At 65.6% G+C, this 13,024-nt stretch carries 13 protein-coding genes; 5 read left to right on the top strand and 8 right to left on the bottom strand.

Annotation, left to right across the window (positions count from 1 at the left end):
- Positions 1-142 precede the first annotated feature (142 nt).
- Complete coding sequence (gene dnaG, locus RIN79_RS02945) at positions 143-2,062, bottom strand: DNA primase (RefSeq protein WP_309083130.1); 1,920 nt, start codon at positions 2,060-2,062, stop codon at positions 143-145.
- Positions 2,063-2,190: 128 nt separating this feature from the next.
- Between dnaG and RIN79_RS02950 the strand changes: the two genes are divergently transcribed.
- Positions 2,191-2,418: a hypothetical protein gene (locus tag RIN79_RS02950; protein ID WP_309083131.1), complete on the top strand. Its 228-nt coding sequence runs from the start codon at positions 2,191-2,193 to the stop codon at positions 2,416-2,418.
- Complete coding sequence (locus tag RIN79_RS02955) at positions 2,406-2,714, top strand: type II toxin-antitoxin system RelE/ParE family toxin (RefSeq protein WP_309083132.1); 309 nt, start codon at positions 2,406-2,408, stop codon at positions 2,712-2,714. The genes RIN79_RS02950 and RIN79_RS02955 overlap by 13 nt, the downstream gene beginning before the upstream one ends.
- A 5-nt stretch (positions 2,715-2,719) precedes the next feature.
- Here the strand turns inward: RIN79_RS02955 and RIN79_RS02960 are convergent, their stop codons facing one another.
- Genes RIN79_RS02960 through RIN79_RS02970 form a run of 3 tightly spaced genes read right to left on the bottom strand, consistent with a single transcriptional unit; the run spans position 2,720 to position 4,654 of the window.
- Positions 2,720-3,616, bottom strand: a complete 897-nt coding sequence (locus tag RIN79_RS02960) for an aminoglycoside phosphotransferase family protein (protein ID WP_309083133.1) — start codon at positions 3,614-3,616, stop codon at positions 2,720-2,722.
- A gap of 22 nt (positions 3,617-3,638) precedes the next feature.
- Positions 3,639-4,181 carry a GNAT family N-acetyltransferase gene (locus RIN79_RS02965; protein WP_309083134.1) on the bottom strand — a complete coding sequence of 181 codons (543 nt, stop codon included), beginning with the start codon at positions 4,179-4,181 and terminating at the stop codon, positions 3,639-3,641.
- A gap of 23 nt (positions 4,182-4,204) precedes the next feature.
- Positions 4,205-4,654: a GatB/YqeY domain-containing protein gene (locus RIN79_RS02970; RefSeq protein ID WP_309083135.1), complete on the bottom strand. Its 450-nt coding sequence runs from the start codon at positions 4,652-4,654 to the stop codon at positions 4,205-4,207.
- Between the two features lie 289 nt (positions 4,655-4,943).
- Between RIN79_RS02970 and carA the strand changes: the two genes are divergently transcribed.
- The gene (gene carA / locus RIN79_RS02975; protein WP_309083136.1) at positions 4,944-6,146 is read left to right on the top strand and encodes a glutamine-hydrolyzing carbamoyl-phosphate synthase small subunit; all 1,203 of its coding nucleotides are present in this window, start codon (positions 4,944-4,946) and stop codon (positions 6,144-6,146) included.
- A gap of 129 nt (positions 6,147-6,275) precedes the next feature.
- Here carA and RIN79_RS02980 read toward each other — a convergent pair whose 3' ends face one another.
- The 4 genes from RIN79_RS02980 to RIN79_RS02995 all read right to left on the bottom strand — a co-directional run bounded on the left by RIN79_RS02980 (position 6,276) and on the right by RIN79_RS02995 (position 10,769).
- On the bottom strand, positions 6,276-7,919 hold the full coding sequence (locus RIN79_RS02980; RefSeq protein ID WP_309083137.1) for a pilus assembly protein: 1,644 nt from the start codon (positions 7,917-7,919) through the stop codon (positions 6,276-6,278).
- Positions 7,920-7,993: 74 nt separating this feature from the next.
- On the bottom strand, positions 7,994-8,521 hold the full coding sequence (locus RIN79_RS02985; RefSeq protein ID WP_309083138.1) for a DUF2937 family protein: 528 nt from the start codon (positions 8,519-8,521) through the stop codon (positions 7,994-7,996).
- A 41-nt stretch (positions 8,522-8,562) separates the two neighbouring features.
- Positions 8,563-9,459 (bottom strand): neutral zinc metallopeptidase, encoded by an 897-nt coding sequence (locus tag RIN79_RS02990; protein WP_309083139.1) that lies wholly within the window; start codon positions 9,457-9,459, stop codon positions 8,563-8,565.
- Positions 9,460-9,590: 131 nt separating this feature from the next.
- Positions 9,591-10,769: an MFS transporter gene (locus RIN79_RS02995; protein WP_309083140.1), complete on the bottom strand. Its 1,179-nt coding sequence runs from the start codon at positions 10,767-10,769 to the stop codon at positions 9,591-9,593.
- A 317-nt stretch (positions 10,770-11,086) separates the two neighbouring features.
- On the opposite strand from RIN79_RS02995, the gene RIN79_RS03000 reads away from it, so the two are divergent.
- Both RIN79_RS03000 and RIN79_RS03005 read left to right on the top strand, forming a co-directional pair.
- On the top strand, positions 11,087-12,016 hold the full coding sequence (locus RIN79_RS03000) for a hypothetical protein (RefSeq protein WP_309083141.1): 930 nt from the start codon (positions 11,087-11,089) through the stop codon (positions 12,014-12,016).
- A gap of 107 nt (positions 12,017-12,123) precedes the next feature.
- Positions 12,124-13,023, top strand: a complete 900-nt coding sequence (locus tag RIN79_RS03005) for an NAD(P)-dependent oxidoreductase (RefSeq protein WP_309083142.1) — start codon at positions 12,124-12,126, stop codon at positions 13,021-13,023.
- Position 13,024 lies beyond the last annotated feature (1 nt).

A 13,024-nucleotide genomic window follows, 5' to 3' on the forward strand; every position in this document is an offset into this window, starting at 1 on the left:
GCTTCCGTATGGCCCGACCCGCGGGATCCAGTCGAATCGACCCTGATTCCTTTAAATCGCGCCCAGGTCAAGCAGCTCTGGCATGATTCGCCCTAAAAAAGCGAATCAGTGTCATCGCGAATCGCTTGGCTTTCGGGACGGTTCAGCTCCGTCCGCCGCGCCCGGAGAGGAGGCCGAACCCCTCAATCAGCGCTTCGGTCGCCTGCAGGTTGCGCAGCTCCGCCTGTATCTCCACGAGATGCCGATAGTTTTCCTCGGTCGGCTCGTTGGCAAGCGCCTGCTCGGCCGCTTTGAGTTCCCTATGTAGTGAGCCGGCGCTCTGGTGCAAGTGGAGTGCCTGCAGAAACGCCTCGCGCGCATCCTCGAAGGCGGCGTCGGGCAGGGCCGGCCACTGGTTCGCCCGCCTTACCAACATTTCGGCGCGCTCCAGCACGTCGCCGAACCCCGCCGCCGCGAGCATTCGCGCCAGCGCCTCCCGGTCATGGACCACGCCATGGGCGACGGCGTCCAGAAGCGCCGCGCGCAGTCGGCCAAGCTCCGGGCTTTTCAACGAGAGCTTTTCGACCGCGTCGAAATGCTCGTCGATCAGCGCCGGATGGTTGACGAGCGCCACCAGGATCACCGCCTCGCGCAGCGGCATCATCCCGGCCGTACGTTTCACCAGTGCCGAGCGGGACAGGCTTTCAGAGACGGCCAGCCTGCCTGCGGCAGCGCCCGGCCTGCCCGGAGCGCCCTGACCGGCAAAGCCGCCGCCGCGCTGCGGCCGTCCGCCCGTCCGCGTGGCGCCGAAAAAGGCGAGGACCCGCTCGCGCAGCTCCTGTGCATAGTGCCGGCGCACGCTCTCGTCGCGGATGCGGCCCGCCAGTTCCCTAAAAGTCTGTTCAAGCTCGGCGCGCCGTTCCGGCGTGTCGAAGACGCGGCCCGACGTCTCGCGCATCCAGAGGAGGTCGGCGAGCGGCCGCGCCGCGGCGACGAGCGCGTCGAATGCCTCGCGCCCCTCCTGGCGCACGAGATCGTCCGGATCCTTGCCCTCGGGCAGGAGGGCGAAGCGCAGCGAGCGGCCCGGCTGTACCATGGGCAGCGCCAGATCCGCCGCCCGGAACGCGGCTCGCAGTCCGGCGCTGTCGCCGTCGAAGCAGAGCACCGGTTCGCCTGCCATGCGCCACAGCAGTTCGAGCTGGTTTTCGGTAAGCGCTGTGCCGAGCGGCGCGACCACGTTCTCCACGCCCGCCTGGGCGAGCGCGATCACGTCCATGTAGCCTTCGACCGCGATTACCGGAGCGTCCTTGGCGGCCCTTTTCGCCCGCGCGTGGTTGTAGAGCACATTGCCCTTGTGGAAGAGCTCCGTGTCCGGCGAGTTGAGGTATTTCGCCGGCGCGTCCGATGAAAGCGCCCTTCCCCCGAAGGCGATGATGCGGCCGCGCGCATCCTCGATGGGAAACATCACGCGCCCGCGGAACCGGTCGTATGAGACGGGGATGTCCGGCCCGCTGACGACGAGCCCGCAAGCCTCCATCTGCTCCTTGCCGACGCCTTTGGCGGCCAGAAACTCCTTCAAGGCGTTGCGGCTGTCGGGCGAGAAGCCCAGCCGGAAGGACTGCTGCGTGGCCGAGGTGATGCCGCGCCCGCGCAAATATGCCCGCGCCTCGGCGCCCTGCGGTCCCTGCAGGCAATCCTGGAAGAAGCGGGTTGCCATTTCCATCACATCGGTGAGGCTGGCGCGCTCCTTCTCCCGCTTTTCCACCTCCGGATCGCGCGCCGGCATGGGCACGCCGGCCATCTCGGCCACGCGCTCCACCGCTTCGGGAAAGCTCATCCCGTCGAGCTCGGTTAGAAAGCGGAAATGGTCCCCCGAGACGCCACAGCCGAAACAGTGGTACCGCCCCTTGCGATCCTCGCAGTGAAAGCTCGGCGTCTTCTCCCCATGAAACGGGCAGCAGGCCCAGAAGTCGCCCCGGCCGGGGTTGCTCTTGCGCTTGTCGAAAGTGACGCGCGTCCCCACCACCTGGCTGATGGACACGCGGTCGCGGATCTCGTCGAGAAAACTATTGGGAAAGCGCATGGCCGGCCACTTGGGTTGCCGCTTGCCTATATAGGAGAAGATTGTCTCCCACGATGGCAAAAGGGGACTTTACCCGCTTTTCACAGTCGGCATTGGTCCCCATTTCAAGTGTGTGATAGGATGCAGCCATGAACCAGGTGATACTGAAGTCCATCCTCGAACGGGCGGAGCATTGGGCCGAGGAGGATGTTGAAGACTTGGCCGACTATGCTCGCGTGATCGAGGCACGCCGAACCGACACCTACCGCGTGAGTGAAGAAGAGCGCGAAGTGTTGATCCAAGCGGTCGAAGAGACCGAGCGCGGCGATTTTGCCGCGGACGACCTGATTTCAGCAGCAGCAAAATGCTTCAATTGATGAAGGTCCGCTATACGAGGCGGGCTTTTCACAACCGGGAGTGCATTCTCGACTACTTAGAAGGTCGCTCTCGCATCGGCGCACGTAACGTGCTGTTGAAGCTGGAAGCGGCAGTAGCCCTGCTTTCGGAGCGGCCGAATGCCGGCGTCAGGAATGACATTCCGGATGTGCGGGTGCTGTTTGTTGGCCGATACCCTTACAAAATTTTCTACCGTGTCAAATCGACATCATTGAGATTCTGCACATCCGACATATATCCCGGCGCCCTTTGGAACCAGACTGAGCGCTTGCAATAGAAATCTCATCCCGATCTTGCGTGGTCGGCCAGAACTTCGTCCAAGGTTTTCCAGGCCTTCTCCACCTCTGCCGGAACGGCACCTCCGATGCCTGCCACGAGGATCAAGGCCTTCCAGAGCGTCCAGCCGCGGCCGCGCGCCCAGGTGTCCCGGTCGAGCGAAAGCGCGTCGCGGAAAACCTCCCGGCTCTCCCCCTCGAGCAGCGTCCAGGCGATGGCGAGGTCGCAAGCGGGATCCCCCACGCCGGACGTGCCGAAGTCGATCACGGCCGAGAGCCGCCCGTCGTGCAGGAGAAGATTGCCCCAGGCGACGTCGCCGTGGAACCAAACCGGCGCCTGCTCCCACTGCGAGGCCAGCGCCCGCTCCCAGACCTCGGTGGCGGCGGCCGTATCGATCCTGCCTTTGAGCAGATCGAGCGCCCGCCGCGTCTCGTCGTCATAGACGGCGGGCGACGCGCCGCGGAAGAAGTTGTGCGGCCCGGGCGCCGGTCCGCCCTCGGCGTCGATCCGCCTCAGCGCGTTGAGAAAACCGGCCAGCGTGCCGGCAAACTCGTTCAGGTCTGGAATGCGCTCCTTCCGGGCCGGGTCTCCCTCGATCCACTGATACACGGACCATCGCCAGGGAAACCCCTCCCCCGGCCCGCCCAAGGCCAGCGGCGTGGGAATGGGCAGCGGGAGCTGCGGCGCGAGCTTCGGCAGCCAGCGCTGCTCCTTCTCCACCTGCAGGGCATATTGCGCCGCGCTCGGCAGACGCACCGTCATCTGGTCGCCCAAATGGAAGGTTCGGTTGTCCCAGCCGCCATGCGCGACGGGCCTTACCGGAAGATCCGCCCATCGCGGAAACTGCGCCGCGATGAGCCGGCGCACGAGGGGAATGTCGATCTCAATTGGTTCGTCCGCCAACCCGGGCATCTCGCGTGGATGATCAAAGCTCGAGGCGCATCACATGCCTGCGCGTACCCGCACGGCCGACATGGCGAAAGCCGGCCGCTTCGAAGGACGACACGTAACCCATGAACCGGTAGCTGGGCGAATCGGGGTCGACGGGATACGCCTCGACCACCTTGGCGCCCTTGCCGCGAGCATGCTCCACGGCCGCTTCGACAAGGCTCCTGGTGATGCCCTGCTTGCGCAGGTCGCGCCTTGCGAAAAAGCAGGTGATCGACCAGACCTCCTCCGGCCGTTCGCCGGGAATTTCCGGCCCGCCGAGCCCCCGGAAGGTCGGGCGCGGGGCAATGGAGCACCAGGCGATCGGCTCTCCTTCGAGATAACCGAGGATGCCGATCGGCACGCGGGCTTCGACGCGGCGGCGCATCGCCGCCTTGCGCTCGGGCCCGCGCAGGCCGGTTTCGGCCTTCTCCGCCCGCCACGCCATGCACCAGCAATATTTGGGGCCGCCGCGCGCCTCGAAGAGTCGCTCGAAATCGGCCCATCGGCTCAGGTCGGCTTCGCGGAATTCGAGCTGCATCGGCCCCAGCGGAGCGCCGCCCCCTACTGCAGCAGCGTCTTGACGATGCCGCTCGCCTTGCCGAGATCCATCTGGCCGGGGAATTTTTTCTTCAATTCGTTGATGCAGCGGCCCATGTCGCGCAGACCGCCGGCCCCGACCTCGTGCACCACCTGGGCACAGACCTTCTTCATGTCGTCCTCGCCCAGCGGCTTGGGCAGGAACTCGGCGATGATGCCGATTTCCTGCCGTTCCTGCTCGGCGAGTTCCAGGCGGTTGCCTTCCTCGAAGCTTCTGGCCGATTCCTTGCGCTGCTTCATCATCCGCAGAAGGATCTCGAGTATCTCGTCGTCGCTGACCGGGTCCTTGCCCGCCCCGCGATTGGCGATGTCGCGATCCTTGATGGCTGTCTGGATCAGTCGCAGCGTTGAGATTCGCCGCTTATCCTGTTGTTTGACTGCGTCTTTCAGCGCCTGAGCGATTTTCTCGCGCATGGCTTTTTATCTCCCGTCGCGTGCGCGACAATAGCGCCGACCCTCCTGCGAGGCAAACCCTTTCTTTTCCGCTAAGTAGCTGGAAAACCTGCGATAAACTATCGCGTGAGCTTGTCGGACGGGCAATTGACCCGGTCCCGGCCATCCTCTATTGTCCGCGCCCTGCATGAACATTAAATGTGCCTGGCGGGCGAAAGTTGCGGCATGGCCGTCACGGTCGGCATTTCGCCGCGCGATATGGCCCCAAGCGGGTCTTTTTTCAAGCCTGTAGACGAGAATGGAGACGATCATGGCAACCACCGCGCCCTGGAGCGAAGCCAGGCCGACGGCACTTCTGGTCCTGGCCGACGGCACGGTCATCGAGGGCCGCGGGCTCGGCGCGACCGGCTCTGCCGTCGGCGAGGTGTGCTTCAACACGGCGCTGACCGGCTACCAGGAGATCCTCACCGACCCCTCCTATGCCGGGCAGATCGTCACCTTCACCTTTCCGCATATCGGCAATGTCGGCGCCAACGCCGAGGATATAGAGGATTTGAATCCCGCCGCGCGCGCGGGCGCGGTCGGCGCCATCTTCAAGGCCGACATCACATCGCCTTCTAACTACCGGGCCCACGAGGATCTCGATCAGTGGCTGAAGCGCCGCGGCATAGTGGCCCTGGCGGGCATCGACACGCGCGCTCTCACCGCCCTCTTGCGCGACAAGGGCGCGGCCAACGCCGTCATCGCCCACGCGCCCGACGGCCGCTTCGATGTGGAGGCGTTGAAGGAACAGGCGCGCAGCTGGCACGGGCTGGTCGGGCTCGATCTGGCCAAGGACGTCACCTCGGGCCAGTCCTCCGTCTGGACGGAAACGCCATGGATCTGGAACGAGGGCCATGGCGCGGCGGCCGAAACGCCCTACCACATCGTCACCGTGGATTACGGCGTGAAGCGCAACATCCTGCGCATGCTGGCGAGCCTCGGCGCGAAGGTCACCGTCGTTCCCGCCAAGACCGAGGCGGAGGACATCCTGGCCATGCGGCCGGACGGCGTGTTCCTTTCCAACGGGCCGGGCGATCCGGCGGCGACCGGCGAATATGCCGTTCCCATGATCCGCGACCTGCTCAAGACCGAAACGCCGATCTTCGGCATCTGCCTCGGCCACCAGATGCTGGCGCTGGCGCTGGGCGCCAAGACCGTGAAGATGCACCAGGGCCATCACGGCGCAAACCATCCGGTCAAGGATTTCACGACCGGCAAGGTGGAAATCGTCTCCATGAATCACGGTTTCTCGGTGGACAGCGACACTCTGCCCAGCGGCGTGGAGGAAACCCATGTCTCTCTCTTCGACGGCTCCAATTGCGGCATCAGCCTGGTCGGGCGGCCCGTCTTTTCGGTGCAGCACCACCCGGAAGCCTCGCCAGGCCCGCAGGACTCGCACTATCTCTTCCGCCGCTTCGTCAATCTGATCCGCCAGAGGAAGGGTGAGCCGGCGCTGGCGGAGCGGGCGTGAAGGCCGGTCTCGTCACCCATCCGGTGAAGTTGGCCGCAGGGGGTGCGGAGAACGCCAGTTTCGGCTGCGCCAACTGAAACTCACCCAAAAAAAGCGGGCGGCCCTGAGCCGCCCCAAATTACACCACGCTCAAGACGAAAGGCGCAGCTTGGTGATTCCGTCACGGATTCTCTTGAAGACCTCATCGAGCTGACTTCGCGAGGGAGAATCAAAGTAATGTCCGGGGCTCGTCGCGCAGTCGCGCAAAAGCGTGCCCGTCGCCACGTCCGGCTCTTCCAACCGGATCGTATAGACAATGATCTCGTCGTTGTTCTCGCCCTTGGCATTCTCGCAGGCCTGGCGCGTCTTCTGGTTCATGGCCTCCGTGACGTCGCGCGTCGAGCGCCGTGTGGTCAGGCGGTTGTCGATCAGGTAGCCGAAGCTCGAATAGGCGGAGCGGAAGACGTTCGAACTGCCGGTCACGCCCAGATTGTTGGCGCCATCAGTCAACACGATCATGATCTTCTCGACATCGGGAGCCGGTTCTCTGCCTTCGGTGAACGGCTCTTGCGGCGAGAGCACACGCATGCCCCAGGCCACACCTTCCATGATGTTGGTGTTGCCGTCCGCCACGAAGGCGTTCACCTTCCGCTTCAGGTCGGCATAGTCGTTCGAAAGCGGCGTGATCGGTTGGGTTCCGCATGAGTGCGAAGGGCCCCTGCCGCTCGAATAGTTGGTCGTGGGCTTCGTCCATCCCTGAGGCCCGATATTGGCGACACCACGGAGGTCCGTCGTCCGCCTCTTCCTCATCTCGGCGGCAGCGTTTTTAAGCCCGTACTTGTCGAGCTTCTTCGCTGTGACGTCCCATTTGGTCGGGTCCCGCAGGGGATCGGAAGAATAGCTTATATAGCTGTTGCCATACGAGTCTGGCTCGTCGGGCGCGAAAGCCGGGACAAAGAGGCTGGAGGAGTCGCTCCCCTCGGCCGGCGTATCGGAAACATCATGGGCCGGCTTGCCGGCGTCGGGCTGCCAGCGCGTCTCTACGCAGCCCTTCCAGTCCTGCCTGAGTTCATGGGCGATCTCGAAGCGGCTGAGGCCTCGGGCGCCATCGAACCGGATAGGGCTCTCGCCCTCCAAATCCAGCCACTCCGCGCCGGTCCCCGGCTTGATCTTGCCGTCAGAGTCGAATTTCGGCCCGAATTGCGGTCCGACATTGACGAATGTGGCAAAGGGCACCAGGGCGAATTTCAGCCGCTCCCGATCTGTGACACGCGCCGACAGGTCGTCGATTAGCCCGTTCACCGCGTCCTTCATGGCCTGGAGCTTGCCGTTCTCCCGCATCGAGCGCGTGGTGTCGAGCACAAGCGCGATTTCATAATTGGCAAAGGCCATGTCGGCAGTCGATGAAGCGCTGATTGCCATTTCGCTCCAGCCGAACAGTCCGCCGAAGGAAAGCGGCGTCGGCGCCTCAGCCCTCAACGTTACCGATGTGCCGTTGCGTGCCACCTCCAGGTTCCGGTAGGCGGGCGTGAGATTGCCAGTCAGGAACGCGCCGGCGATGCTGCGCGCCTCAGCGTCGGAAATGTCATCGCCGCGCTGCGCCACCGCCAGCGCCGCGGCGTCGAGCGCGTTCTGCAATTCCGTCCGCGTGCGGCTCAGATTCGCGTAGTCCACGGCAAGCCCCGCCGCGCCCACCATCGGCACGGCAGCCAATGCCGTTATCATGGCGAAATTGCCGCCGCGGTCGTGCCACAAGCCGGCCAATGCCCGGCAGACCCTGTTCAAGGAACGCATTGCCCCGCAACCCCCAATTGCGGAGCGACCCTAGCACGCGCCGATTAAGGGCCGTTTAGCACGATCCATCGATTTTAATCTAATTGCCGGCCCGAGAGCCGCTGCGCACGGTGAGCCCTGCGGTAGCGGAAGGGGAACGTTACGAGCCGGTAGAGGCCAAGCCCGAACAGCAGCCCCACCGCCGTCCAGATCAGCCCGTGCGAGGTGAGCGGCACGGCCGGCTCGAAGTCGCGCAACGCGCCGGAAAACACCTGCCCGTCCGGATCGACGAGGACCAGCACCGGCCGCAGCGCCGGCGGCAGCTCGGCAAGCCGTTCGGCCTGCCGGTCGAGATGCTCCGCCCTTGCGATGACCCGGCGCATCGACTGCGACCGGTCGCGGATGAACGGCTCCTCCGACCTGTCCTGCAGCGCCAGCGCATCGTCCCGACCCATATCGTTGCGCGCAGCGTCGGCGTCGAAATCGGCGACCACCTGGGTCAACTCCTGCCGCGCGCCCTCCAGCCGCTGGCGGTACTGCTGCGCCAGCTCCGGCGCCTGCGAGGCGGTCATGCCGCCGGCGAGCGACAGCACGAGGGCAATGATTGTGCCGGGTCTGATCATCCTGCCTCCGGATCTCTCCTCCGGCGATAACGCGGCAGGCGTCAAACGGGTCCGCTGAACGTGTCGCAGTCGGCGACATCGCCGCCTTCGTAGCCGCGCCGGAACCACGTCTGCCGCTGCTCCGACGTGCCGTGATTGAAGCTGTCCGGCACCACATAGCCCTGCGTACGGCGCTGCAGCGTGTCATCGCCGATCTGGAAGGCGGCGTTGAGGGCTTCCTCGAGGTCGCCCTGCTCAAGCAAGCCCTCCTGGTTTGTGTGGTACGCCCACACGCCCGCGTAGCAGTCGGCCTGCAGCTCCACGCGCACGGACATGGAATTGGCCTCGCCCTCGCTGAGGCGCGCCCGCATCTGGTTGACGCGTGGCAGGACGCCCGTGAGGTTCTGCACATGATGGCCTACCTCATGCGCGATGACATAGGCCTGCGCGAAATCGCCGGCGGCGCCGAAGCGCGTCGCGAGTTCGTTGAAGAAGCTCAGGTCGAGATAGACCTGCCGGTCGCCCGGACAGTAGAACGGGCCGCTCGCCGCCGAGGCAAAGCCGCAGGCCGAGTCCACCTGCCCGGAGAAGAGCACGAGCCTCGGCTCCGGGTAGTCGGCGCCCTGGGCCTGGAAGATCCCGCTCCAGACATCCTCCGTATCCGCCAGCACGACGGCGACGAACTGCCGCGCCTCGTCGTTTGCGCCGCCCGTCTGAACGCTCTGCTCCCCCGTCGGCGCGCCGGCGAGCATCTCCAGCGGGTCGATGCCCATCGCCCTGAGGCCGAAGAAAAGGATGACGAGGATGATGATGGACCCTATTCCGCCGCCGCCGGCCCGGCCGCCGCGTCCCATGGGAATGCGTATCGGCGCGCCGCGCCGCATGCCGCCGGAGAAGATTCCCCCTCCCCCGCGGCGGTCTTCGATATTGCCGCTTTGGCGGCGCCCCCTCCAGCGCATGTCTCTCACCCGCTCTTTCGCCGACCGATTTGTGGCGGCATCGCAGATATAACGCCACCGCGCGAATGGTCTATGGCGAATGCGGCGTTAACCTGCCTGCGCTGGCCAGAGGTACGGTGCTGCCCTCCGCGTCAGATTCCCGCCGCCGCCACGCGCGCCTTGCGGGCCCGTCCCGCCGCAAGGAGCAGAAGCGCTGCCGTCGGAAACACCGCCGCCACAACGCCCAGGCTCTCGACCCCCGCCGTCTCCAGCACCCGCCCACCGACCAGCGAGCCGAAGCCGATGCCGAGATAGATGGCCGAGGCATTGAGCGCCAGCGTCAGATGCGCCACCGCCGGCGCCGCGCCGACAATGCGACTCGCCTGGGCCGGCACGAAGGTCCAGCCGACAACGCCCCACGGTACCACGAGCGCGACCAGGAGCGGCCCCGCCGCCGCCTCCGGAGCCCATCGCAGGACCGCTGAGATCAGCAGCGCGAAAGAAGCCGTCGCAATCATCGCGAAGACGATGACCCTGGTGGGGCCCAGCCGGTCGGCCAGGCGGCCACTGGCATAGTTGCCGATGATGGCGCCAATACCATAGGCAAGCAAAACCGCCGGCAGGACGGCCCGCGAGAGCCCTGCCCCCTCGATGGCCACCGGCCCCAGATAGGCGATCAGGGTGAACCCGCCGGCAAGGTAGAGGAAGGTGATGACGATCGCCGGGAAAACGCCCGGCCGGCGGATCACCATCACGCGCTCGGCCAGCGTGGAGCTCGTTGCCAGAAGGTCGCGTGGCAGGCGCAGCCATAGCGCCGTGAGGCAGAAGGTGCCGATGACGGCGAGCGCGAAAAACTCCCCGCGCCAGCCGACGAATTGCGCGAAGAGCGAGCCCGCCGGCGCTCCCAGCGCCACCGCGAATGTGGTCCCGCCTACGACGGCCGAGATCGCCGCGGCGCGCCGCTCCGGCCCGGCGAGCATCACCGCCGCTGCCTGCGCCGTGGCGGCGAAGAGGCCGGCCGACATGCCCATCACGACCTGCGCCAGGAACAATGGCAGCATGCTCGCGCTTGCTCCGGCCGCGAGGTTCCCGGCGATGAAGCAGATGAGCGCAAGCCCGATCACCCGCCGCCGATCGAAAGCTCCCGTCAGCGCCGAAAGCACCGGCGTGCCGACTGCATAGGCGAGCGAGAAGGCCGAGACGAGATAGCCCGCTTCGGCGACGGAAATTCCGATGTCCTCGGCGATCAGCGGCAGTAGTCCGGCGAAGACGAAGGCGACGGTGCTGGTCGCAAAAGCGCCGAGCGCCAGGAGGAAAAGGCGTCTGTCCATGGGACTTCTCATTGTTCAATAATTATTGAACTAATGGACAAAATAGCCCGTCCCGTCAATTGTCCTCGCACGACCCTCCTGCCAACATCTTGTCAGCTGGGCCGTTCCGCGCGATCACGTTGGTAACTGGACTTCGCCGAGCATTGAGCAGCGCCTGGAGTTGAACGCGTTCCCCACTCCCGGCCGGATCCGCGGAACGCGAGAGATGACGTCTCGCGTCTGGCGCCGCCCTCCATCAGGCGCTCTCATCTGACGCCTTGACAATTTTTGGGAATTTGCGGCCCTTGTCGCGTCTCCCGTCCTGTTGGAGACGCACCATGAAACATTTCCCTTACGTGGGGTCTGGCCCCTATTGCTACGCAAACTCCTTCGCGATGATGTTCGGCGCCGGATCGCCGTCGCCCGCTGTCATCGAGTTCGCCACTGGCAGCCCCTTCGGCATGCAACTTTTAGGCGGCGCCCTCCCCTTTTTCGATCCGTATGGCTGGACTCCCGAAGCCGGGTTCGACGACGCTCTCTCGGCTCTCGGCTGGACAAGCTCCATCAGCAAGGGCGGCAGCGCAGAAGAGGCGCTCGCCCGCCTGAAGGCGGCGCTTGAGGACGGGCCGGTATGGGTCGGCCCGGTCGAAATGGGTCACTTCCGCCACCAGCCGGAAATGAAAGGCCCGCTTGGCGCCGATCATTACGTCGTCGTGCTCGCGGTTGATGAGGAGCAGGTGCTCATGCACGATCCTCAGGCATATCCATACGTGTCCCTGCCGCTCGCTGATTTCATGGCGGCTTGGCGCACCGAGACGCTGAGCTATGGAACGCCCTTCACCATGCGCACCGGCTTTTCCCGGCTGGCGGACGTGACGGAGGAAGAAGGGATCCGAGCCTCGATTCCGGCGGGCATCCGCTGGCTGTCGATCGCTGCCGATCACAAGATGCCGCCGCATAGCCTGGGAAATGGCGAGGCTGCCGAGGCGCTTGCCTCGCTGATCGAAACGCGGCTCGACGACGATCTTCGCGCGCATCTCGTCCATTTCGCCGTGCGGGTTGGGGCTCGGCGGGCGGCGGACGCGGCGACCTGCCTGGCGCGCGTCAACTATGCCGAATCGGCCGCCATTTTTGCCGAACAGGCGCGTCTGATCAGCGCGCTCCAGCATCCGCTCACCGTCGGCGACAAGGCCAAGGCCGCGGCCGCCCTGAGGGCCCTCGCGCCTACATATGCGAAACTGCTGACGGCCTTGGAAAGGAAGCGTTGACGCGGCAGAGCGCACGCAGACAGGCGAATGGGCGCGCCGCCATCGCCCGGCGGTGACGTGCCGGACAAATCCGACTAACCTGCCGCGCCACATCCAGGAGGAAAGATATGGGCAACGAACGGATCGGTTTCGTCGGCGTCGGCCTGATGGGCCACGGCATGGCCAAGAACATCTTGCAGAAGGGCTGGCCGCTGACGGTGCTTGCCCACCGCAACCGCGCGCCGGTGGACGATCTCAAGTCGCGCGGCGCGGCCGAGGCGGCAAGCCCGCGCGAACTCGCCGAAGCGAGCGACATCGTTATCCTCTGCGTCACCGGCAGTCCGCAGGTGGAGGCGGTGATGAACGGGCCGGACGGGCTTGCCTCCGCCGGCCGCCCGCTCCTTATCTGCGACTGCTCGACCTCCGACCCCTCCTCCACCCTGAAGCTTGCGGCCGAGCTCGGCCCCAAGGGCATCACGCTCATCGACGCGCCGCTCGCCCGCACGCCGATGGATGCGGAGGAAGGCACGCTCGACGTGATGGTGGGCGGCGACCCTGAGGCGGTCGAGCGTGCCCGTCCGGTGCTGGAAGCCTTTTCCGGCCGCATCATCCCGACCGGTCCGCTCGGCACCGGCCACACGATGAAGCTCCTCAACAATTTCCTCTCCATGGGATATGCCGCCATCTATGCCGAAGCCCTGGCGCTCGGGGCCAAGGCGGGCATCACGCCGCAGGTCTTCGACAGCGTCGTGCGGGGCGGCCGCATGGACTGCGGCTTCTACCAGACCTTCTTCAAATACGTGCTCGAGCGCGACCGCGATGCGCACAAGTTCACGCTGGCCAACGCGCTGAAGGACACGTCCTATCTCGCCGCCTTCGCCAATTCCGTCGGCATGGCCAATCCCGTCGGCGCTGCGGTGCGCAACTCCTTCGCGCTCGCCGTTGGCGCCGGCCGCGGCCAGGACTATGTGCCCATGCTCTCGGACGCGGTGGCGGAGATGAAGGGGGTGAAGACGAAAGGCGCCTGAC

The organism is Chelativorans sp. (assembly GCF_031180965.1).
Classification (GTDB): domain Bacteria; phylum Pseudomonadota; class Alphaproteobacteria; order Rhizobiales; family Rhizobiaceae; genus Chelativorans.

What these genes read in the sequence shown, in the direction of transcription:
- dnaG (WP_309083130.1), bottom strand. Translation starts at nt 2,062, where the DNA reads ATGCGCTTTCCCAATAGTTTTCTCGACGAGATCCGCGACCGCGTGTCC.
- RIN79_RS02950 (WP_309083131.1), top strand. Translation starts at nt 2,191, where the DNA reads ATGAACCAGGTGATACTGAAGTCCATCCTCGAACGGGCGGAGCATTGG.
- RIN79_RS02955 (WP_309083132.1), top strand. Translation starts at nt 2,406, where the DNA reads ATGCTTCAATTGATGAAGGTCCGCTATACGAGGCGGGCTTTTCACAAC.
- RIN79_RS02965 (WP_309083134.1), bottom strand. Translation starts at nt 4,181, where the DNA reads ATGCAGCTCGAATTCCGCGAAGCCGACCTGAGCCGATGGGCCGATTTC.
- RIN79_RS02970 (WP_309083135.1), bottom strand. Translation starts at nt 4,654, where the DNA reads ATGCGCGAGAAAATCGCTCAGGCGCTGAAAGACGCAGTCAAACAACAG.
- carA (WP_309083136.1), top strand. Translation starts at nt 4,944, where the DNA reads ATGGCAACCACCGCGCCCTGGAGCGAAGCCAGGCCGACGGCACTTCTG.
- RIN79_RS02980 (WP_309083137.1), bottom strand. Translation starts at nt 7,919, where the DNA reads ATGCGTTCCTTGAACAGGGTCTGCCGGGCATTGGCCGGCTTGTGGCAC.
- RIN79_RS02985 (WP_309083138.1), bottom strand. Translation starts at nt 8,521, where the DNA reads ATGATCAGACCCGGCACAATCATTGCCCTCGTGCTGTCGCTCGCCGGC.
- RIN79_RS02990 (WP_309083139.1), bottom strand. Translation starts at nt 9,459, where the DNA reads ATGCGCTGGAGGGGGCGCCGCCAAAGCGGCAATATCGAAGACCGCCGC.
- RIN79_RS02995 (WP_309083140.1), bottom strand. Translation starts at nt 10,769, where the DNA reads ATGGACAGACGCCTTTTCCTCCTGGCGCTCGGCGCTTTTGCGACCAGC.
- RIN79_RS03000 (WP_309083141.1), top strand. Translation starts at nt 11,087, where the DNA reads ATGAAACATTTCCCTTACGTGGGGTCTGGCCCCTATTGCTACGCAAAC.
- RIN79_RS03005 (WP_309083142.1), top strand. Translation starts at nt 12,124, where the DNA reads ATGGGCAACGAACGGATCGGTTTCGTCGGCGTCGGCCTGATGGGCCAC.